General features: G+C 61.7%; 20 protein-coding genes. 13 read left to right on the top strand and 7 right to left on the bottom strand.

All coding sequences use genetic code 11. The annotated features are described in order from the left end of the window. Positions 1-10 precede the first annotated feature (10 nt). Together AB4Z53_RS01595 and AB4Z53_RS01590 are read right to left on the bottom strand one after the other, a co-directional pair. The gene (locus tag AB4Z53_RS01595) at positions 11-931 is read right to left on the bottom strand and encodes a 2-dehydro-3-deoxygalactonokinase (RefSeq protein ID WP_441594326.1); all 921 of its coding nucleotides are present in this window, start codon (positions 929-931) and stop codon (positions 11-13) included. Further along, positions 928-1698: an SDR family NAD(P)-dependent oxidoreductase gene (locus tag AB4Z53_RS01590; protein ID WP_223726589.1), complete on the bottom strand. Its 771-nt coding sequence runs from the start codon at positions 1696-1698 to the stop codon at positions 928-930. The genes AB4Z53_RS01595 and AB4Z53_RS01590 overlap by 4 nt, the downstream gene beginning before the upstream one ends. A 151-nt stretch (positions 1699-1849) precedes the next feature. Here AB4Z53_RS01590 and AB4Z53_RS01585 point away from each other — a divergent pair, with 151 nt between their 5' ends. From AB4Z53_RS01585 to AB4Z53_RS01530, 12 genes are all read left to right on the top strand, one after another. Further along, positions 1850-2665 carry an IclR family transcriptional regulator gene (locus AB4Z53_RS01585; protein WP_441594324.1) on the top strand — a complete coding sequence of 272 codons (816 nt, stop codon included), beginning with the start codon at positions 1850-1852 and terminating at the stop codon, positions 2663-2665. A 195-nt stretch (positions 2666-2860) separates the two neighbouring features. Further along, on the top strand, positions 2861-3601 hold the full coding sequence (locus AB4Z53_RS01580; protein WP_113538057.1) for a LuxR family transcriptional regulator: 741 nt from the start codon (positions 2861-2863) through the stop codon (positions 3599-3601). A gap of 143 nt (positions 3602-3744) precedes the next feature. Continuing rightward, positions 3745-4518 carry a LuxR family transcriptional regulator gene (locus tag AB4Z53_RS01575; protein WP_113538056.1) on the top strand — a complete coding sequence of 258 codons (774 nt, stop codon included), beginning with the start codon at positions 3745-3747 and terminating at the stop codon, positions 4516-4518. Between the two features lie 471 nt (positions 4519-4989). Further along, complete coding sequence (locus AB4Z53_RS01570) at positions 4990-6153, top strand: Mrp/NBP35 family ATP-binding protein (protein WP_113538055.1); 1164 nt, start codon at positions 4990-4992, stop codon at positions 6151-6153. A gap of 513 nt (positions 6154-6666) precedes the next feature. Beyond that, positions 6667-7644, top strand: coding sequence for a magnesium transporter CorA family protein (locus AB4Z53_RS01565; protein ID WP_291161241.1), 978 nt, complete (start codon positions 6667-6669; stop codon positions 7642-7644). A 16-nt stretch (positions 7645-7660) separates the two neighbouring features. Beyond that, positions 7661-9562 (top strand): potassium transporter Kup, encoded by a 1902-nt coding sequence (locus tag AB4Z53_RS01560; RefSeq protein ID WP_113538053.1) that lies wholly within the window; start codon positions 7661-7663, stop codon positions 9560-9562. Positions 9563-9859: 297 nt separating this feature from the next. Beyond that, positions 9860-11035 carry a cell wall hydrolase gene (locus AB4Z53_RS01555; RefSeq protein ID WP_113538052.1) on the top strand — a complete coding sequence of 392 codons (1176 nt, stop codon included), beginning with the start codon at positions 9860-9862 and terminating at the stop codon, positions 11033-11035. Positions 11036-11336: 301 nt separating this feature from the next. Further along, on the top strand, positions 11337-11696 hold the full coding sequence (locus AB4Z53_RS01550) for an AtpZ/AtpI family protein (RefSeq protein WP_113538051.1): 360 nt from the start codon (positions 11337-11339) through the stop codon (positions 11694-11696). A 60-nt stretch (positions 11697-11756) separates the two neighbouring features. Further along, a complete protein-coding gene (locus AB4Z53_RS01545) occupies positions 11757-12509 on the top strand; it encodes a F0F1 ATP synthase subunit A (protein WP_113538050.1) in 753 nt (250 codons plus the stop codon). Between the two features lie 81 nt (positions 12510-12590). Then, a complete protein-coding gene (locus tag AB4Z53_RS01540; protein ID WP_025426100.1) occupies positions 12591-12818 on the top strand; it encodes a F0F1 ATP synthase subunit C in 228 nt (75 codons plus the stop codon). Between the two features lie 76 nt (positions 12819-12894). Continuing rightward, complete coding sequence (locus tag AB4Z53_RS01535; RefSeq protein WP_113538049.1) at positions 12895-13512, top strand: F0F1 ATP synthase subunit B; 618 nt, start codon at positions 12895-12897, stop codon at positions 13510-13512. 13 nt (positions 13513-13525) lie between these two features. Next, the gene (locus tag AB4Z53_RS01530) at positions 13526-14011 is read left to right on the top strand and encodes a F0F1 ATP synthase subunit B (protein ID WP_113538048.1); all 486 of its coding nucleotides are present in this window, start codon (positions 13526-13528) and stop codon (positions 14009-14011) included. A gap of 310 nt (positions 14012-14321) precedes the next feature. Here AB4Z53_RS01530 and AB4Z53_RS01525 read toward each other — a convergent pair whose 3' ends face one another. Both AB4Z53_RS01525 and AB4Z53_RS01520 read right to left on the bottom strand, forming a co-directional pair. After that, complete coding sequence (locus AB4Z53_RS01525; protein ID WP_441594318.1) at positions 14322-14972, bottom strand: ribonuclease HII; 651 nt, start codon at positions 14970-14972, stop codon at positions 14322-14324. Positions 14973-15211: 239 nt separating this feature from the next. Further along, positions 15212-16369: a PA0069 family radical SAM protein gene (locus AB4Z53_RS01520; RefSeq protein WP_441594317.1), complete on the bottom strand. Its 1158-nt coding sequence runs from the start codon at positions 16367-16369 to the stop codon at positions 15212-15214. Positions 16370-16555: 186 nt separating this feature from the next. On the opposite strand from AB4Z53_RS01520, the gene AB4Z53_RS01515 reads away from it, so the two are divergent. Continuing rightward, complete coding sequence (locus tag AB4Z53_RS01515) at positions 16556-17086, top strand: glycosyl transferase (protein WP_441594315.1); 531 nt, start codon at positions 16556-16558, stop codon at positions 17084-17086. A gap of 291 nt (positions 17087-17377) precedes the next feature. Here AB4Z53_RS01515 and moaB read toward each other — a convergent pair whose 3' ends face one another. Genes moaB through AB4Z53_RS01500 form a run of 3 tightly spaced genes read right to left on the bottom strand, consistent with a single transcriptional unit; the run spans position 17378 to position 20679 of the window. After that, entirely contained in the window at positions 17378-17920 is a 543-nt protein-coding gene (gene moaB, locus AB4Z53_RS01510) for a molybdenum cofactor biosynthesis protein B (protein ID WP_441594314.1), read from the bottom strand. A 1-nt stretch (position 17921) separates the two neighbouring features. Further along, on the bottom strand, positions 17922-18836 hold the full coding sequence (locus tag AB4Z53_RS01505; RefSeq protein ID WP_441594312.1) for a 4-(cytidine 5'-diphospho)-2-C-methyl-D-erythritol kinase: 915 nt from the start codon (positions 18834-18836) through the stop codon (positions 17922-17924). Between the two features lie 7 nt (positions 18837-18843). Next, positions 18844-20679 carry a tetratricopeptide repeat protein gene (locus tag AB4Z53_RS01500; RefSeq protein ID WP_113538042.1) on the bottom strand — a complete coding sequence of 612 codons (1836 nt, stop codon included), beginning with the start codon at positions 20677-20679 and terminating at the stop codon, positions 18844-18846. Positions 20680-20809: the final 130 nt, after the last annotated feature.

Raw genomic sequence — 20809 nt, 5'->3', positions numbered from 1 at the left:
TGTCTTTCGTTCAGAGAGGCCAGATCGCCTGGGCGGCGGTCGAAAGGCCGGAGCGGACGGCGGTGTCGGCGTCGACCACCTGAAGCGGGCAATCGAGGCTTTCGAGCGCGGCTTGATAAAGTGTGCCGAGAGAGCCGGAGGCGACGAGGCAGATGCTGTCGATCGTCTTGGCCGAAGCCAGCGCCCCGGCGATCTCAAGGCCGATCAAGGTGCCCGAGAGCAACGCCTTGGCGTCGGTCGCACTGGCGCCGTGCAGCAATTGCCCGGCGCGCGCGCCGAAGAGCAGGCTGGTTCCCAAGGCGGGATTGGTGCGTGCCTCGGCCACTGCCGCCGCAAAGGCGGGATGTTCGCCGGAAAACGCATGTGCGTCCGCGATCGAGTGGCTGAGGATCGAATGCTTCGAGATCACGTCGAACAGTTCGCCGGTCATGAAGGTGGAGAAGCCACTGACGGCACCGTCTTCGAGGCGAACCCACTTGCTGTGCGTTCCCGGCATGCAGACGAGGTGCCGGCCGCGGCCAAGTTCCCCGGCGGCGCCGAGCAGTTGCGTTTCTTCGCCGCGCATCACGTCCGGGTGCCGCCGGTCGCGCTGTGCGAGACCCGGCAGGATGCGAATGTCACGGTCGAGGTCCGGGACGGCCACGGCATGAGAGGCGATGGCCGCGAGTGCCGCCGGGGTATCGAGATAACCGGCCTCGACCCAGCCTTGCTTGGCGCCGGCCATGCCACAGATGATCGCCGGCAGATGGCTGGGCGCGTCGACGGCGTCGAGGTGCTTTTCCAGGATCGTATGAAAACCGGTTTTGCTGGCGGTCGTCATGCCTTCGCCGCTGCGGCGTTCGGCAAGCACGGAGCCGTCCTCGCCGATGATCCACAGCCGAAAGCTCGTCGTTCCCCAGTCCACTGCGGCATAATAGGCTGCCGTCATCAAAGTGCGCCTCCATCGATGATCATTGTTTGCGCGGTCATGCCTGCGGAGCAGTCCGACGCGAGGTAAAGGCAGGGCCCGACGAGATCGTCGGCAGTCAGGCTGCGTTTCAGGCACTGCCTTTCCTGCATCTTGGCGATTGCATCGTCGCTGAGCCAGAGCCGTTTCTGCCGTTCGGTGACGATCATGCCGGGCAGGATCGCGTTGACGCGGATATTGTCGGGACCGAGCCTGCCGGCGAGCGACTTGGTCAGGCCGACGATGCCGGCCTTCGCCGTGGCATAGGCCGGGATTTCGCCCATGTTGAGCAGGAAGGCGATCGAGGAGAAATTGATAATCGAGCCGCTGCCCGCTTGCCGCATGTGCGGCGCGACCGCCTGGCTCATGAAGAACAGGTGTCTGAGATTGACTGCCTGGCTCTCGTCCCAGGTTTCTTCGCTCACGACCTCCAACGCCTGGCGATCGTCGCGCGCCGCATTGTTGACAAGCACATGGATCGCACCGAGCGCTGCGGCCGCCGTTTCCGCAGCGTTCCGCACCACGTCGATGTCGCGCAGGTCGCCGGGAATGAAATGCGGCTTGTAGCCGGTTTGATCGTCAAGCCGCTCGCAGAGATCGGCGCCCGCCCGCTCGTCGATATCGACGAAGGCGACCCGCGCGCCCTGGCGCACGAAGCCTTCGACGAGGGCGGCGCCGATCCCCGAGCCGCCGCCTGTAATCAGCACGCCGCGGCCGGTGAGATCGTGAAATTGTACCTTGGGCGCCGGCATGTCCCGCATTCCCTCGTGAAAGCCGTTTCAGGATGTAATTTGTTCCATTATTTGGAACTCGATTTTAATATGTGGAATTATCGGGTCGAAGCGGCTATCTTGTCAAGATCAGGCGCGACGGCGAAAGCCACTTGAAGACAAGCGAACGGCGATGACGAGCGAGATGATAGCGACGGACGAGGGGCGCGGCGAGGCCGGCACGGGCACGCTCGGCAAGGCAATCGCCGTGTTGGAAGCCGTGGTCACCGCAGATGGCCCGCAGCGCTTTACAGATATTCTTGCCCGGTCCGGTCAACCGCGGGGCACGTTGCATCGCCTGCTTAGCCACCTTGTCGAAGAGGGCTTGTTGATCCAGCGTCGCGATCTTTCCTACGAGCCCGGCCTTCGGCTGCTGACGCTGGCCTATCGCTCCTGGTCTGCCAATCGCTTTCGTGACGTTGCCGAACCGCACCTGCAGCGTCTGCACGAATTGACCGGTGAGACCGTGCATCTCGGTATCCTGCGCGAAACGGAGATCGTCTATGTCGACAAGGTCGAGAGCCGCCAGACGGTGCGCATGAGCTCGCAGATCGGCAAGGCGTCGCCGGCCTATTGCACCGGCATCGGCAAGGCGGCGTTGTCGCTGCTTGCGCCGCCGGAACTGGAGCACGTGCTGGCCAGAACCGCGTTTCACCCTTTCACCCGGCACACGCATCGTTCGGCGGCGACCCTGCGCGCGGAAGTCGAAGAGATCAGGCGCGATGGTCATGCCTTCGATCGCGAAGAGCACGAAGCGGAGATCCGTTGCGTGGCTGCGCCCATTGCTATCCCCGGTAGCGAGCTTGCGGCCGGAATCTCGGTGACGGGGCCGGCCTACAGGGTCAGCATGGAGCAATTGGTGGCCTGGGCAGCGCCTGTGCGTGAGGCGGCTCGGGCGATCGCCGAGGAGGCCGCGATCCGGCTCGGCCCCGGGCGCGGTGGACCTTGAATTCACTTTACGGTAAATTAGAAACATCGACTGGACGTGACGCGTCAAGATCGATAGCTTTTAATATATCAGACTCAGGTTCGTGGATGGTCTTAGTCTGGTTTGGTTTTGGTATTTGCAAAATTTTTGGCGTAATCTTCATGCGGCGTCAGCGGCCGGCCCTTCTGCGGTGCCGGATGTGGAGAAGGGCGGAAGATGATCGATTTCAGTGCGAATTTGTCGTCGTTGAAGCTTCCTGATGGGCGGAGCATCAGGGGGCCGATCTGTTGCGAAGAAGACTTTCGACGAGTAATCGCCCAGGTGGCGGATGCTTACGGTTTCCGCGGCTTTCTGGTGCTTGCTGTTCCGGACACGGGTTGCAATAGCCTGTCGGCCAACGCGCTCGTGACCAATTACCCGACTGCGTTCCTGCAGGGCTATGACAGCGCCGGCCTGATCAATGGCAGTCCGGTGATCCAGCGCCTGCGCCGCAGCACCATTCCCTTCACCTATGACGCGCATCAGCTGGCGCGTCGCCGGTCGGACGGCAAGGGCGATGCGGCCATTTGTGTCTTTGAGCAGGCAAACATGCCGCGCGGCCTCTATCTGCCGGTGCATGATGCAAGCGGTCACCGCGCAGCCATCGCCTTTGGTGGCGATCGCCCGGTCGTCTCCAACGACGAGCTGCAGGAGCTCAATCTGTGGGCCGGGCTGCTTTATAGCAAGTACATGGAAGTCCGCGAGCGTGACCGGCGTGGGGCGGGCAGCCTTTCGCGCCGCGAGGTGGAGTGCCTGCGTTGGGCGGCTGCCGGTAAGACCACCAGCGAGATGGCGAAAATCCTCACGTTGTCCGAATATACGGTCAACCACTACCTCAACCGCGCGACACGCAAGCTGGACTCTGTCAATCGGGTTCAGACGGTCGCCAAGGCCGTGCGCGCCGGTCTCATCAATTGATGACCGGTGCCGGCCGCGCCTGAAGCGGGCAGCCCTGCCTGTGCTTCGCGATGGAAATACACAGACTTTTGGGCCGAGTGGGCCGGGAATCTCGATCATCTGTTGGCATTGGCAGGCCGCTCGGTCTATTTGATACTTAATGAATGCCATGGAACGCGCGAATGCAGGATACGATGACGGCCGGGATGACTGACGCAGATCTGCCCCGGGGCGGCGATTTCGCGTCCGAAATCGCAAAGCTTGAGACCCAGTTCGATATCATCCGCTATATGCGGCGGATGACGCAGGTCTTCGGTTTCAAGACCTTTCTGATCTGCTCGATCCCTTCGATCGACGTGGAACGTCTGGCCGCGAGCACCGTCATCTCCAACATGCCGGCCGAACTGCTGAACAAGTATGACAGCCTTTCGATGCTGCGCTTCAGCACCGGTGTGCGCCGCCTGCGCGAGACGACGACACCGTTCCAGGTAACGCTCGAAGCCTGGGAAGATGAGGGCGGCAAGCCGGATACGGCCGCAGAATACATCGCGATGCTGCGCGAAAACGGCATCTTCCAGGCAAGCTACTTCCCCGTTCATGATGCCGAGGGCGGCCGCGGCGCGGTCATCCTCATGGGCCCGCTGGTCGAGTTGCCGATGACGGTGACCATGGAACTGCAGATGATTGCAATCCATGTCTACAATCGTCTCGCCGAAATCGGTTCGGTATGGAAGAGCAGTGGCGCAACGCTTTCGGAGCGCGAGATCCAGTGCCTGAGCTGGACGGCGGCCGGAAAGACCAGTGCCGAAATCGCCGGCATCCTCGGGCTCTCCGAACACACGGTCAATCACTACCTAAACCACGTGACCAAGAAGCTCGACGCCGTGAACCGCACGCAGGCGGTCGTAAAGGCGATGAAGAAGGGCTACATCAGTTAGCCCTCACGGCCTCGAAGGGCCGAACCTCCTTCCTGCACGCGCTTCTGTCTGCGCTGTGATTGCGAAGCCTGTCGCGCTCGTCGCGCCCGCGCTCCCTCCGGACCGAAATCGCCACTGCCGAGCCGATTTGCTCCATGATTGGACGATTTGCAGACGGCTGCTCAGAAACTGGGCAGATGCTCCCGTGCAATTCTACACCCAGAAATCGACTATCCGGTTGAAAATAATTGATATTCTGACAGAACTTGAATCTGGCACGCATCCTGCATTTCAAGTGACATGTCCAGAGGGGACTAAAATAAGGACAGCGCCCACGAAGGTCGCGACCAAAAGGGCCACTGCCCGCTTCACGGTGATCCCGGATGTACGGACACCGAAGCGGGTGGTGGCCCTTCCTTTTTCCGATATGTCGCATTGGCGAAGCGCCCCGCCTCGACTATCTAAGGGATAACAAAAGAATGAGAGGGCGCGATGCCGGAAGTCACGAAAGAAGTGGTCCTTGAGAAGCTGCGTACGGTGCGTGGCCCGGGCATGGAAGGCAACATCGTCGATCTCGGGCTTGTGTCTGATGTCTTCATCTCCGATGGCAAGGCGTATTTCTCGATTACGGTGCCGGCGGACCGCGCCAAGGAGCTGGAACCGATGCGGGCCGCAGCCGAGCGCGTCGTGCGGGATATCCCGGGCATCACGGCCGCCATGGTTGCGCTGACCGCCGACCGCAAAGCGGCGCCTGCAGGGGCCCCGGTGCAACGTCCACAGCCGTCAGCAGCGCCGCATGCCGGCCATTCCCATGCACCGCGTCCCGCCGGTGGACCGCCCGCCAAGGCCGGGATTCCGGGTGTCGGTGCCATCATCGCCGTCGCCTCCGGCAAGGGCGGCGTCGGCAAGTCGACGACCTCGGTCAATCTGGCTCTGGCGCTGAAGGCCAACGGCCTGAAGGTCGGCCTGCTCGATGCCGATATTTACGGCCCCTCGATGCCGCGCCTTCTGAAGATTTCCGGACGGCCGCAACAGATCGAAGGGCGCCTCATCCGCCCGATGGAAAATTACGGCCTCAAGGTCATGTCCATGGGCTTCCTCGTCGATGAAGAAGTGGCGATGATCTGGCGCGGACCGATGATCCAGTCCGCCTTGCTGCAGATGCTGCGCGAAGTCGCCTGGGGCGATCTCGACGTTCTGGTGGTCGACATGCCGCCCGGTACCGGTGACGCCCAACTCACCATGGCACAGCAGGTGCCGCTTGCCGGTGCCGTCATCGTCTCGACGCCGCAGGATCTGGCGCTGATCGATGCTCGCAAGGGCCTTGCCATGTTCCGCAAGGTGGAGGTCCCGGTTCTCGGCATCGTCGAGAACATGAGCTACTTCGTCGCGCCCGACACCGGCAAACGCTACGATATCTTTGGCCACGGCGGTGCCCGCAAGGAGGCCGAGCGCATCGGTGTTCCGTTCCTCGGCGAAGTGCCGCTGACCATGGGTATTCGCGAGACGTCGGACGCCGGCACGCCGCTGGTTGCATCCGACCCGACCGGCGAGGTCGCACGTGTCTATCGCGATATCGCGACAAAGGTCTGGGAACAGGTATCGGCCACGCAGCAGGACAAGAGCCGCGCCGCGCCGACCATCGTCTTCGAATGATCGTCTCCGGGGCTAATTCTTTCCGAGCGGGTTCAAGGTGCTACGGCGAATTTGCGCGTCAGGCATGACGCGATGCGGGGGCACCGAATCGTTTTGCCCTTGATTCGATTTTGCTTTAAGCAAACATGCGGTAGGGTGGAGCCGGCATGGCGGCACCCGCCCGCGCGCTGGATTGCAAGGGGGCATTGATTTTGCGTTTGCGTTGCGCCATATGCCTTGCCGCACTTGCGAAGGTGCCCAACTTGACGCCCTCTCGCCGGAGATTTTGGCCTCCCGCGATGACTGAGTTGTAGACTTTGTCCTGACTGGCGGAACGTTCGATCCGATGGATCTCTATTGTGGGTATTTTGTGGCGCACGACCTTTCGCCTTCGCTGTCCGGCACACGGCATCGTTCCTTAAGTCGCGATCGATTTGAGGGCAAAGTTATGCAGCAGCTTCACGTTTCACAGCGGTCTTTGCGCGACTTGGCAGACGCACGGCGCAGCAGGCTTCGTTTGACGAGGACGGTCGCATGATCACCGGCTATTGCGCCGATGGGACTGCCGTCGTTCTGACGCCGGCCGAACCGCCCGAAAACCTGCGTCGCGATGTTATCTGGCTGGATCTGGTCGAGCCCACCAAGGCGGAAGACCTGATGATGGAGAAGCTTCTCGGCATTTCCATCCCGACCCGCGACGATCTGAAGGACATTGAACCTTCGAGCCGCCTCTATGTCGAAGAGAATGCCGTGTTCATGACGGCGTCGTTGGTATTCCGTTCGGATACGGAAATGCCTGGCCTGACAGATGTCGGCTTCATCCTCTCCGGCGGCCGGCTCGTGACCATTCGCTATGCCGAGCCCCGGTCCTTCACGCTTTTCAGGACGTCCATGCATCGCTTCCCGGGTGGTTGCCGCGACGGTGCGGTTGTGCTCACCCGGCTGCTGGAAACGATCGCCGACCGGACCGCCGAAATTCTCGAGCAGGCGGTCACGAAGATTGACGATCTGTCGATTGACGTCTTCAGCGACAAGGCGGCAGGCAAGCGCCGGCCGCCGCACTATCTCGAAGCGCGACTGCGCGACGTCGCCGGTCACCACCGCCTGGTCGCCAAGACGCGGGACAGTCTTGCATCGCTGTCTCGCCTGCTGACCTTCGTCTATACCGTTCCCGTTGTGCAGGAAGACAAGGAAACGCGCGAACTCTGCCGCTCGATCTCGCGCGATATCCAGTCCTTGTCCGAACATGCGAGTTTCATTTCCGGCAACATCACCTTCCTGCTCGATGCGTCGCTGGGCCTGATCAACGTCGAGCAGAACGCCATCATCAAGATTTTCTCGATCGCGTCGGTCGTCCTGTTGCCGCCGACCCTGATCGCCTCCGTCTATGGCATGAACTTCCGCGTCATGCCCGAACTGGAATGGTACTTCGGTTATCCCTGGGCGCTTGCGGCTATGGTGATTTCGGCTGTCATCCCCTTTTTCTTTTTCCGCTGGAAAGGCTGGCTTTGAACGCCAGTAGGTTTGCATGACCCAATCGCATGCCCCTTCCACCCAGGAGCCGAAGGACCTGCGCCGTCTGCTGGTCCTCGGGCTCGGTTCGATCGGTGTCGTCTATGGCGATATCGGAACCAGCCCGCTCTATGCCTTTCGTGAAGCGTTGCGCCCGGTCTCCCATGACGGCGTGACCGACGCGGAAATCATCGGCCTGATCTCGCTGATGATCTGGACGCTGACGATCATCGTCACGATCAAGTACGTTTTGTTCCTGCTGCGCGCCGACAACCAGGGGGAGGGTGGTACGCTGTCGCTGCTCGCCCTTCTGATGAAGTCGGCCAACGGGCACGCGTCGATCCTCTTTTTCATGGGGATTGCAGGTGCTGCGCTCTTCATCGGCGACGCGATGATTACTCCGGCCCTTTCCGTTCTTTCGGCCGTCGAAGGTCTGAAGCTGGTGACGCCGGCGCTATCGGAATATGTGGTGCCGATCGCCGTGGTGATCCTGCTCATGCTCTTTGCGGTGCAGTCGAAGGGAACGGCGGCGGTCTCGAATTTCTTCGGTCCGATCACGCTTGTCTGGTTCCTGGTGATGGGCGGCATCGGTCTCGTCCACATCTCCGACGACTTCTCGATCTTCAAGGCGTTCAATCCGCTCTATGCCGTGAGCTTCATGCTCAGCGAAGGTTATGTCGGCATCATCGTGCTCGGCGCCGTGTTCCTGACGGTGACGGGGGCTGAAGCGCTCTACGCCGACCTCGGGCATTTCGGGCGCCGCCCGATCCAATGGGCCTGGTTTCTGATCGTCTTTCCGGCGCTGACCCTCAACTATCTCGGCCAGGGTGCCTTCGTGTTGAAGAACCCGGAAGCCATGTCCGACCCATTCTTCCTGATGTTCCCGAAATGGGCGCTGCTGCCGGTCGTCATCCTGGCGACTGCGGCCACCATCATTGCCAGCCAGGCGGTGATAACCGGGGCTTTCTCACTGACGCGACAGGCGATCCACCTCGGCTTCCTGCCGCGCATGGCGATCTTCCATACGTCTGAAACCCACACCGGCCAGATCTACCTGCCGAACGTCAATACGCTTCTGATGTTCGGCGTCATGGCGCTCGTCTTCGTCTTCGGGTCGTCGGAATCTCTTGCTACCGCCTACGGCATCTCAGTCACCGGTGCGATGGTGGTGACGACGGTGCTTTCCTTCGAGTTCCTTCGCACGCGTTGGAACTGGTCGGGTATCTGGGCAGCGGCCGTGCTGCTGCCGCTGTTTGCGCTGGAGTTCATCTTCCTCGGCGCCAACATGCTGAAGATCCATGACGGTGGCTACGTGCCGGTGTTGATCGCCGCCACCTTCATCATCATCATGTGGACTTGGCGGCGCGGAACCGAAATCCTGCACGCCAAGACGCGCCACATCGACATTCCGTTGGCGAGCTTCATCAAGTCGATCGAACGCAAGAGCGAGCATGCGCCGGTGGCCGTGCCCGGCACGGCCGTGTTTCTGACCAGCGATCCCGAGTCCACTCCGGCGGCGCTGCTGCACAACATCAAGCACAACCACGTGCTGCACAATCAGAACTTCATTCTGACGATCCGCACCGCCAACACGCCGAAGGTGCCGAAATCCGAGCGGGTAAGCATGCAGCCGCTCTCGGACCGCTTCACGCTGCTCGAGATGCGCTTTGGCTTCATGGAAACCCAGAACGTCTCGCAGGCGCTCGGTCTCTTCCGCAAGTCAGGGCTGAAGTTCGACATCATGTCGACCTCCTTCTATCTCGGTCGCCGGAAGCTGGTGCCCGACGCCGAATCCGGCATGCCGCACTGGCAGGACCGGCTCTTCATCGCGCTCGCCAATGCCGCGATCGACCCGTCCGACTACTTCCGTCTGCCGACCAACCGGGTCGTAGAGCTCGGTTCGCACGTCATTATTTGATCGTCTTGCCCGCCTGTCCGGTGCGCCGGGCAGGGGCCTCGCGTCCGCGAAGAGAAATACGGAGCCGTTCCCGGTCGGAAACGGCTCCGTTTGCTTGTGGTGCCCCTGTCTTTCAGCGCCACCGCATTAACCAAACATCAAGGTTAATGCTTCATTTTCAAGGCTCGAACGAAGCGGCTCCGGCGGGGTGTCCGGCCGCCTCATTGTCTTAGCTTCCCGTGCGGAATCTCCGACGCTGGTCTCCGGCTGGCGCGGGCGAAGCCGTGCCGTTCGTCAAGCGTTGCGTGGAGTCGGTTGATGCGTAAGAGTCGGAACCTGCGTCAAAAGTCTCGCCTGAACGTGTCTGCGTGGATGGCGCCTGCAATCATCGGCCTCGCGCTCTATCTCGGCTTCCCCTCCGTTGCAGCCTATGCGGACCTGGCAACCTTCCTCTCCGGCATCAATCGCGGCGGCGAACGCTGGCGCATGTATATGACGCCGTCACCGGCAGGCTCGATCCACGAAGTCGAGATGGTTTTTGCCGATCCGATCACGACCGGTGCGCTTGATGGCGGCGCCGGCATCAACATGCCCGACGGCAGCCGCGTCGCACTCACCTCGGAGACCAAGCACTCCGGTACGCCCGACGAGGAACGCGTCAATCGCCGCGCCAAGAAGGGGCGCATCGTCGCTGTCACGCCGGTGACGCCGCCGAAGGATTTTACCGCCGGCTCCATCCTGCAGCGCACGAGCTCTTTGACGGAGCCGCGCTTCGAGGAGGGCGAGAAGATGGTCTTCGCCAAGTCGCGTATCAAGGGTAAGGAGATCGAGATCGCCACGGCCTTCTATAGAAAGAAGCCGCCAAAGGTGGATCCCGGTGTTTCGCCGATGCTGGCCAAGCTCGTGACGAACAACAAGCCCGACATTCTTGCGACTGCTTACGTCCGGCCCGAGCCGGACTATGCGCGTGAATCGCCCTTCGATTCGATCCTGCGCGAAGACGAGAATGCCGGCCGCTTCATTCCCGAGATCGCACCGGACGATCATGCCTGGGCAGCAACCGTGCTGCCGCCGGCCGTTTTCAGCAAGGAAGAACAGACCTGCCTTGCGGAAGGCATCTACTTCGAAGCGCGCAGCGAGTCGCTCAAGGGCCAGGCGGCGGTGGCGCAGGTGATTCTCAATCGCGTCCGCAATCCGACCTATCCGAAAACCATCTGCGGCGTCGTCTATCAGAACAAGACTTGGCGCAACCGCTGCCAGTTTTCATTTGCCTGCGACATGATCCGCGACCTGATCTATTCCCGCTCGCATTGGAAGACGGCCAAGGACGTGGCGATGGCGGTCACGGCGGGCAAGATCTGGCTGCCGGAAGTGGGGTCGGCCACGCACTACCATGCCACCTACGTCAATCCGCCGTGGGCGAAGACGATGAAGCGGGTCGGCAAGATCGGCATGCACATCTTCTACCGCACCTATGGCGGCGGCTGGAGCTGATCGGCTTCTGACGCGATTTCGCCGTCTTTGGCTTCCGGGCATCGAGCGCAGATTCCTGCACGCCGAGTGCGCGATTCCCGCCTCCAACCTTGCCGAGGATCGCGTGGTAAGCGCCTAACCATTTGAATTATCGTGATAATATTGTCCACGGTGAAGCGGCCTGCATGCCTTGACTATGCGGGTGCCTAAAACTATGTTGCGCGCGACTTCAAATGGGGCCGAAACGTGGCTTGAACGCTGGCCTATTGTATGACCGAAATCGCGGTCCAAGACCCGATGAGGACGGCAAGGGAGTAGCCACGTGGCGGAGAAACCTGAAGAAAGTCTGGAAGCGCGGCTGAAGCAGCTCGGCGAGAAGATTGAGGCCAAGAAGCCTCATGCGCCTGATGCAGTGGAGGCCCGTGCCGCCGAAAGCCGCAAGGGCTATGCGGCGGCGATGAAGCTCTCGAGCGAATTCATCGCCGCGATCGTTGTCGGGGCGTTTCTGGGCTATCTTTTGGACCACTTTGCGGGTACAGGGCCGTGGGGCATGATCGTCTTCCTGCTTCTTGGCTTCTGCGCTGGCGTGCTGAATGTGCTGCGCTCGGCCGGTATGGTGGCAACACCGGAAGCCGGAAGAGGCGGCCCTAGGAATGACAAGAAGGACGGAGACGCCCGCTGAGGCGTTGCCCCGAAGAAAACGGTTTCCGCTCTTGGGCGGGCAGAACGAAAGAGAAGCGCGGTGTCAAACGATCCGACCCACCAGTTCCTGGTCAATAAGATTGTCCCGATCGAGATTGGCGGACTTGACTTTTCCTTCACCAATGCGTCGCTGTTCATGGTTGCGACCGTCGGTGCCGCCGCAGGCTTCCTTTATCTGACGACGTCGCAGCGCGGTCTCATCCCGACCCGCATGCAGTCGGTTTCGGAAATGTCCTACGAATTCATCGCCTCGATGCTGCGCGAAGGCGCTGGCAGCGGCGGCATGAAGTTTTTCCCGATGGTGTTCTCGCTGTTCATGTTCATCCTGACGGCGAACCTGCTCGGCATGATGCCCTATTTCTTCACGGTCACCAGCCAGATCATCGTCACGTTCGCTCTGGCGCTGTTCGTTATCGGCACCGTTATTCTCTATGGTTTCTACAAGCACGGTTTCGGCTTCCTGAAGCTTTTCGTGCCGCATGGCGTACCCGGCGTGCTTCTGCCGCTCGTTGTCGCCATCGAAATCATCTCGTTCCTTTCCCGCCCCATCAGCCTTTCGGTCCGCCTCTTCGCCAACATGCTGGCCGGCCACATCACGCTGAAGGTTTTCGCAGGCTTCGTCACCTCGCTCAGCGCCCTCGGCGCGCTCGGCATCGGTGGCGCCATCCTGCCGCTCATCATGACCGTCGCCATTACCGGTCTTGAATTCCTCGTCTGCTTCCTCCAGGCCTATGTCTTTGCGGTACTGACCTGCATGTACCTCAACGACGCTGTCCATCCCGGAAGCCACTAAGGAATACAGTCGCTTGCTTTCGGCCGGCCCTCCGCCGGAAGCGCAATCCTAAGCCGCAACACCATTCGAAGGAGTTCAATCATGGAAGCGGAAGCAGCAAAGTACATCGGCGCAGGTCTGGCTTGCCTCGGCATGGCCGGCACGGCTCTCGGCCTCGGCAACATCTTCGGCAGCTACCTCTCTGGCGCACTGCGCAACCCGTCGGCTGCTGACGGCCAGTTCGGCCGCCTCGTATTCGGCTTCGCCGTTACGGAAGCTCTGGGCATCTTCTCGCTGCTCGTAGCCCTGCTCCTCCTCTTCGCCGTCTAATACCGGCTGGAGTTTCGGCCGCGGCCCGTCAAAAGGCCGCGGCCGCGCATATTCTTGAGTGCACCTGGAGGTGAGCATGTTTGTGACCGCGGCGTATGCCCAGCAGTCAACCACCACTGAAGGCGCCGAAGCACACGATGCCGCTGCGGCCGGTGAGGTGCACACCGAAACGGGTGTGGCCCACGAAGGCGAGGCTGGTTCCGGCGTGTTCCCGCCCTTCGATTCGACCCATTTCGCATCGCAGCTGCTCTGGCTCGCGATCACGTTCGGCCTCTTCTATCTTCTGATGTCGAAGGTCATCATTCCGCGGATCGGCGGAATTCTTGAAACCCGTCACGATCGGATCGCTCAGGATCTCGATGAAGCGTCCCGCCTCAAGGGCGAAGCAGACGCCGCCATCGCTTCCTACGAGCAGGACCTGGCAACGGCCAAGTCCAAGGGTCACAAGATTGCTGACGACGCTCGCGAATCGGCAAAGGCCAAGGCCAATGCAGACCGCACGGCCGTCGAAGCCGATCTCGCCAAGAAGATTTCGGCCGCGGAAGACCGCATCGCCGACATCAAGGCAAAGGCACTGGCCGACGTCGGTGCCATCGCCGAGGAAACCGCGACCGCTGTCGTTCAGCAGCTGATCGGTGGAACCGTCACCAAGGCCGAGATCACCGCTGCCGTCAAGGCATCGGCTGGCAACTGAGGAGCACTGAGCCATGCATCTTGATGCAACTTTCTATGCCTTCGTTGGCCTGATCCTGTTCTTCGTCCTGATCGCCTATCTCAAGGTTCCGGGCATGATCGGCAAGGCGCTCGACGCCCGCGCCGAAAAGATCGGTAACGAGCTGACTGAAGCAAAGCGCCTGCGCGAAGAAGCACAGAGCCTTGTTGCCGAGTACCAGCGCAAGCGTAAGGATGCTGAAGCGGAAGCTGCCGGTATCGTCGCTGCCGCTCAGCGCGAAGCCGAAATGCTGACGGCGGAAGCCAAGCAGAAGACCGAGGAATACGTTGCGCGTCGCACGGCTCTCTCGGAGCAGAAGATCAAGCAGGCTGAAAGCGACGCGATCAACGCCGTCCGTTCCGCTGCTGTCGATCTGGCGATTGCCGCTGCCGAGAAGGTCGTTGCCGCCAAGGCGGACGCCGGCGCACAGAGTGACCTGTTCAAGAAGGCGCTTGGCGAAGTCAAGGCACGCCTGAACTAAGCCGCCAGGACATTCCCGATTGAAAGAGCCCCGCCTTGTGCGGGGCTTTTTGTTTGTACCATGCGCCGAGTGACGCCTTTCCAAGCGTGTGGTGGTCGAGCCCGGGTGGGCCTATGCCGGCAGTCGCGCTGCTGCCTGCCCGAGACACAGCCGGACGGCCGGGATGTCGTCGGCGCTTCCAGCCCGGTATCGTGTCCGATGGCGCGACTGTTGGCCGCGTAGGCGCGGTGAAGGTGCGTCGAGGTCAGCCATCCGCGCGTTTCGGAACCGGGCGCGTCGGGTTGATCGTCTATTGAGGATGGGGCAGGCGCTAGTCGTCTTTCCGCAACGGCCGGAAGCTCATGCGGTGAAGAGCGCAGGGGCCTTGGGCTTCAATGGCGCGGCGATGGGTCACGGTCGCATAGCCGGCATGGAGCGCGAAGCCGTAACCGGGATGGGCGAGATCGGCGCGGGCCATCATGCGATCCCGGGTAACCTTGGCGACAATCGAAGCAGCGGCGATCGACAACGACCGCGCGTCACCTTTCACGACAGCTTTGGCGTGGCATGAAAGTCCGGGCGGCACGTCACGGCCGTCGACGAGCACGAAGCGGGCGGACGAGGTGAGGCCCGCCACCGCGCGCCGCATCGCTTCCAGACTTGCCTTGCGGATGTCGGTGGCATCTATCGTGCCGGCGGAAGCTGAGGCGATCGATACCTCCGATGTCGCGAGAATTGCTTCGAACAGCCTCTCGCGTGCCTGGGCGCTGAGCTTCTTGCTGTCGTCGAGGCCTTCGGGAATGGCGTCGGGATCCAGGATGACTGCGGCTGCTACGACCGGCCCTGCGAGCGGGCCGCGGCCAGCTTCATCGGCGCCGGCGACAGGCCAGAAACCGTCCCCCTTCGCCGAGAGTTCAAAACTGAAATCGGGTGCTTCGATGATATCGGGAAAAAGGGGAGAATCGGACGACCTGCGAGACATGAGTCTAATTCGCATGATCGACCGATTCTCTTCAAGCCCCCAGGTCCGAGTGCGGCGGCGGACGGGGGGATGGCCGATGCCCCAGGCGGGGGCAGGGCATCGGAACTGCTTTGTGACCTCTGGGCGCTGGCACCGCTTGCTGAGGGGAATTGGCGGCGGTATCCCATCTCCCGGCATCGTCAGCGCGCAGCATCGGTCACGAACCCGGAATGGCTCTGCGCCGGCCACCGGGAAAATCGTCAAAGAAGCGAGAGTTGCACCCCCGTTCCCAGCGGCGGCACGAAGAGGTCGTCGCGAAGCTGCCGGCGTGTCGGGTTGAAGCCAAGGCGCTTTGTGGCGAGATCGAAGCGGCGGCCGATCTGCCAGGCATAGGGACCGGCGCCTTTCATGCGCTTGCCGAATTCAGCGTCGTAGTCCTTGCCGCCCCGCATGGAGCGGATGAGTGACATGACATGGCGGTAGCGGTCCGGATAGTTGCGCAGCAGCCAGTCACGAAACAGCGGGCTAACTTCCAGCGGCAGCCGCAAAAGAACGTAACTCGCTTCGGTTGCCCCAGCTGTCCTGGCCGCTTCGAGCACTCGCTCGATCTCATGGTCGTTGAGCGCGGGGATGATGGGCGAGACGAGAACGCCGGCGGGGATGCCCGCCTCGGCGAGGGCGCGAATCGCCTCCAGGCGCTTGGGAGGCGTCGCAGCGCGCGGCTCCATCGTTCGTGCCAGTTTGCGATCGAGCGTCGTGACCGAGATGCCGACCCGGACCAGCCCCTTTTCGGCCATCGGCACGAGAATGTCGATGTCGCGGGTCACCATCGCCGATTTCGTGACGATCATGACCGGATGATTGGCCTCGCTGAGTACTTCCAGGATCTGGCGCATGATGCGCCATTCCTTTTCGATCGGCTGATAGGGATCCGTGTTGGTACCAATGGCGATTGGCCTGACCTTGTAATCCGGCCGCGCCAGTTCGCGCTCCAGAAGCCGCGCAGCATCCGGTTTGGCAAAGAGCTTGGCTTCGAAATCCAGGCCTGCCGAGAGGCCCATGAAGGCATGCGTCGGACGGGCGAAGCAATAGATGCAGCCGTGCTCGCATCCGCGATAGGGGTTGATCGAACGATCGAAGGAGATATCGGGAGAATCGTTCCGCGTGATCACCGTCCGCGGCTTCTCGACCTGCACTTCGGTCTTGAACGGTGGCAGGTCCTCCAGGCTTTCCCAGCCGTCGTCGAAGCTTTCCCGCGCCTGTGGCTCGAAGCGGCCTGACATGTTGAGCCCGGCACCGCGCCCGCGGCGACGGTCGATGTCGATCCGCAATCCGGTTGCGCTCATCATCGCGTCGGCGACATCTGCCGTATTGGCGGGTGCGAGCGCACCCTGCCTGATCTGAGACAGCTCGGTCATTGGAATCTCCCCGGAACCAGATTTCTGATCCCGTTTTGTTCTGACTATTTTCCTATCGCGAAAACAAGAACAATTCAAGAACAAAAAAGCAGAAGGTTTTGGTGTGGATCCAAGATGCCTCCCAGCAAGCTGCCTCCGCCGGTCTGCGGATGTAGCAATTGTAAGGGTGATGCGGTAGGACGGGCTATGCTGACGATTATCATGGAAACACGGGACAACGAAGCCGAACTGGTGCAGACGCTCTCGGTGCTCGTTGCCGGCGCCGTGGAGGGCCTCGTCAGCGACGTGATCATCCTCGATCATGGCTCAAGGGATGGTTCGTCGCGCGTGGCCGAGGCGGCCGGTTGCCGCTTTTGCCTCGATTGGGATCTCGGCGATGTCGTGCGCTCCGCACGCGGCGAATGGCTGATGTTGCTCGAGCCCGGCGCGCGCCCGATCGGTCGCTGGATCGACGAGCTTGCCGAATACGTCTCGCTGAACAGGACGCCCGCGCGGTTCTCCGATTCCCGAATGCATCGCAAGCCGTTTTTCAGCCGTATGGTCCGGCGAAAGAAGCCGCTGGAAGCGGGTTTCCTGATGAACAAGAACGATGCCCTGGCGGCGGCGGCGGGCAACCGTTGCCTCGGCGACATGACGAACGTCCGGGCCGTTCGCAAGCTCTCCACCGAGCTCGTTCCGGCCTGGGTTGCCGTCGAAAGCAGACGGGCGCGCCCTTGAACTCCACGCACTAAAAAGGTGCCAGTCCAGGGGACGGCACCTCTAGGTGTCTCTCAAATGACCTTGTCTGATAAAGTTCTTGCCGGGCAGCATTCTGGCTGCACGTCGTATCCCCTTGTTCTCCCCGCCCGGGGATATTGGCGGGGAGGCGTTCATACAGCCCGAAGAAAAGGTGCGGCGGCCGATTTCGCTTGGCTGATGATCGGACGCTAACGACAGGAAAAATGGCTGTCAGTTACAAAGGTAACAGACGCACCCGAAGAGCGATGGTTGCGCGTGGCGGGTTCTGGCTCAGCCGCGTTTCAGGTGCTCGTCGAGCCGGGGCATGATCTCGACGAAATTGCAGGGCATGTGCCGGTAGTCGAGCTGCTGCTTCAAGATGCCGTCCCAGGCGTCCCGGCAGGCCCCTGGCGATCCCGGCAGAACGAAGATGAAGGTGGCGTTGGCGACCCCGCCGGTCGCGCGCGACTGGATGGTCGAGGTGCCGATCTTTTCGTAGGAAATCCGGTGGAACACTTCGGAGAAGCCGTCCATGCGTTTTTCGAACAGCGGCTCCAGCGCCTCCGGCGTCACATCCCGGCCGGTGAAACCCGTGCCGCCGGTCGTGATCACCACGTCGATCGTCGGCTCCAGCGTCCAGGCCTTTACCTGGTCGTAAATCTTCGCCCGATCATCCGGCACGATCGCGCGAGCTTCGAGGCGATGACCGGCGTCGCGCACCCGCGCTTCCAGCGTGTCGCCCGATTTGTCGTCTGCGAGCGTGCGCGTATCGGACACGGTGAGAACAGCAATTCCGATGGGAATGAAGGGACGTTTTTCGTCGATGCCGGCCATTCTATTTGCCTCTTCCTGTCGTGTTGCAGGCGAGAACGTACCAGCCGGGTTGCGCCTCCGAAAGAGTGCGCGCTGTCGCAGCCGCATGCGCACCGTTGTCGAAAATGCCGAAGCAGGTCGCGCCTGAGCCTGACATCCGCACCAGCGTCGCGCCTGCTTCCGTCAGCACTTGGCAGACATCGCTTACCACCGGCTGCAACTGCTGCGCCGGCGGCTGCAGATCGTTGCGCATTGCCGCCATGGCCGCCAGCCATGCGTCGATCGTTCCAAGGTTCTGCGGCAGAACGAGCGGTGGATTGGTCTTGTTTGAAAGCGTCCGGAAGACCACAGGCGTCGAAACGGCAACGAGCGGATTGACGAGCACGAGGGACAGGGATGGAAGGTGGGCGAGCGGCGTGATCTCCTCGCCGATGCCCTTCGCCACGAGGGGCATGCCGGCAAGACACATCGGCACGTCGGCGCCCAGCGCCAATGCCATCTCGTCGAGGCGAGAAGGTTCGATCGTGGCGCCCCAAAGTTCGAGAAGCCCGAGCAGCGTGGCCGCCGCGTCCGCAGATCCGCCACCGATACCGGAGGCGAGGGGCAAGTTCTTTTCGAGATGCAGGTGAACAGGGCCAGCGGTGGCGGGATCGCGCGCGCGCAGTTCCGCACGCAGGAGGTCCCGCGCCTTTAGCACCAGATTGCCGCCCTCAGCGCTGGCATCCATGGGCAGTTCGGCAGCAAAAGGCCCCGAAACGGTGAAGAGATCGGTGTTTGCTGTTGCAAGGCCGATGCGGTCGCCGCGATCGGCGAAGGTGACGAGGCTTTCTAGAAGATGGTGGCCGTCGGCCCGCTGGCCGACGACATGGAGCGCCAAGTTGATCTTTGCGGGCGCCGCGCGTGTCAGCGTGAAGCCCGCAATGCCGTCCTCGGTCATGGATCGATCAGGACTTCTTGTCCGGCGCCGGCGCTTCCGGGGTCACTTTCTTCGGCGCGGTTTCCTTGGCGTCGGCAGAGGCAGGGACCTCTTCCTTCAGCGGCGGCAGGCCGTTTTCGATCTTCGCCTTGATCTTCGGAATCTCGGCTTCCTCGGGCTTCAGCTCAAGCGTCTGCGTCCACTGGAACACGGCTTCGAGCTTGCGTCCGACGCGCCAGTAGGCGTCGCCGAGGTGATCGTTGATGGTCGGGTCGCCAGCCATCAGTTCAGCCGCCTTTTCCAGTTCCACCACCGCATCGTCGAAGCGGTTCATGCGGAAATAGGCCCAGCCGAGCGAATCGACGATGTAGCCGTCATCCGGTTTCAGCTCGACCGCCTTGCGGATCATCTCGAGGCCTTGGTCGAGATTGATGTTCATGTCGACCCAGGAATAGCCGAGATAGTTCAGAACCTGCGGTTGGTCCGGATTGAGCTCCAGCGCCTTCTTGAAGTTCGGTTCGGCCTTGTCCCAGAGCTTCTGGCGCTCGTAGGCGATACCGCGCTGGAAGAAGACGGTCCAGTCGGTACGCTTCGGCACCGACCCGATCTGTTCGACAGCCTTGTCGTAGAGCGCTCCCATCTCCTTGTAGTCCTTGGCATCGGAAAGCACGCTGCCATAGGCGAGATAGTTGCGGATGTTCTTCGGGTCGACGTCGATCAGCGCCTTCAGATGCTGCTTCGCCTCGTCGACCTTGCCGATGCTGGCGAGGCTCAGGCCGAGCTGCAGCTCCGAAACGCGCCGCATCGGCGAGTTTTCCGGGATAGCCTTGTAGAGTTCGATTGCCTCGTTCGGCTTCTTCAGGTTCTCGGCGATACCGCCGAGCATCACCAGGATGTCGGCGCTGTCGGGGTCGAGCCGGCGTGCGGTCTGCAGATAGAGCGAAACGATATCTTCGGCGCCGTCGCGGTTGAGGGCAGCGCCAATCGAGAAGAGCACGGCTGCAGCACCCTGGCTGGCGTTCTTGACCTGCTGTTCCTGCGGAACACCATTCTCGATATCGGTCCTCAGCGCCTGAAGCGGCGTGTAGTTGTTGACCATGTTCTCGCCGACCGCGACGGTGTCGAGCGCCTTCTGCTTGTTGCCTTCGCGTGCCTCGAACCGGGCGAGCGCTTCGACCGCACGCATGAAGGTATCAGGCGCAGCGCTTCCGCCTTCGCGATCGAGAATGGCGTCGTTGAGCCTGGTCCGGGCTGTCTGCTTGTCGCCGGCGGCAACTGCGATCGCGCCTGCATGATAATTCTTGAACACGCGGAACCAGTCGGGACCTTGGAGGCCGTTGATCTCTGCCAGCGCTTCCTTCGGTTTGCCCTGACCGAACTTCGCCCAGGCGGAAAGCAGTCCGTTCATCAGCCGGTCGAGATCGTTCGGGCCCTGGTAGTTCAGGAGCTTCTGCGCATTGCGATACTCGCGCTTGCGGATCGCTTCGATCGCGCGGATCACGGTGGTGATGCGCTCGACGGCCGGGTCGGACTTGAGCTGCTCGGCAATCTGCGCGCCCTCGTCGAACTGGCCAGCCATCAGCAGCGTGATCATCAGCCGCTGCTTGACGTCGTTGTTGTTCGGTTCGAACTGCAGTGCGATCCGGTAGAGCTGGGTGGCCGATGCGAAGTCGCGGTCCGTATCGGCGGTGCGAGCTGCAAGGAAGGCGCCGGCGAAGGTGTTCACCGACTTGATGTCGAAGGGCTCGCTTTCCTCGACGGGGGCGGCCTTGTCTTCCGCGAAGGCCTGGTGGCTGCCGCTGACTGCGGCGAGAGCCAACAGTGCTGCGCCGCTGAGGAGGCGGAGGATCGTCATTTGCCGCATGTCAAACCTTTCGTGCCGATTGCTCGGCCAATCGCACCACTGAGGGTTGTTTTCGGAGTCAGCCACATATAGCCCAGCACAACTCTTGAGGAACAGAATGGCTTTTTTGGCGCAACGCGGCAAGAAATTC

Source organism: Ensifer sp. 2TAB8, from assembly GCF_052115125.1.
In the GTDB taxonomy this organism is placed as follows: Bacteria; Pseudomonadota; Alphaproteobacteria; order Rhizobiales; family Rhizobiaceae; genus Ensifer.
This window is presented reverse-complemented; position numbering and strand designations above follow the sequence as displayed.